The organism is Acinetobacter sp. T_3_1, assembly GCF_025377055.1.
GTDB classification, from domain to species: domain Bacteria; phylum Pseudomonadota; class Gammaproteobacteria; order Pseudomonadales; family Moraxellaceae; genus Acinetobacter; species Acinetobacter kookii.
This window is the reverse complement of sequence record NZ_JACHVD010000016.1, coordinates 73,360-73,959: the sequence shown is the minus strand read 5'-3', so window position 1 is coordinate 73,959 and position 600 is coordinate 73,360. Positions and strand designations below refer to the sequence as shown.

Genomic DNA, 600 nt, shown 5'->3' with positions numbered 1-600 from the left:
CTTAGATTCTCAAATGAAGTGCAACAGAGATTAAATTATTGGAAGGAAGCAAGATGAGCTAGCATTTTGCTTCCGACCGACCAAAGTCAAAGTTGCATCATGAACTACACTCATCTTACCCAAGAAGAAAGATATCAGATTTATACCTTGTTACGTGAAGGTTTTTCTAAACGTTATATCGCTTGGAGACTGAATCGCTCACCTTCAACCATTTCTAGAGAAATCAAACGTAATCGAGCGAGAAATGGCTATTTTGCTAAACATGCCAATAAAGTAGCTCGAAGACGGCATTGTCCTAATCCTAAAAGAATCCCTTGTGAAATATGGGCACATGTCATCTCTTATCTTGATCTTCAATGGAGCCCTGAACAGATTGCTTCTCGTGTTCCAGTCAGTTTGCATTCAATTTATCGCTTTATACGGCAGGATAAAAATAAGGGCGGTACACTCTTTCATAACCTACGTTTCAGAAATCAAAGAAAGAGGAAATACGGCTCTCCTGAAACCCGTGGTCAGCTGAGTAATCGTAAAAGCATTCATGACAGACCTATTGAGATTGAGCAGCGGACTCGCTTTGGTGATTTGGAAATAGATACGATT

General features: G+C 39.8%; 1 protein-coding gene. It reads left to right on the top strand.

The window, feature by feature from the left end; genetic code table 11:
- Window positions 1-99: 99 nt before the first annotated feature.
- Window positions 100-600: IS30 family transposase (locus H4I94_RS13360; RefSeq protein WP_261183410.1), on the top strand; the 501-nt coding region annotated here is incomplete at its 3' end.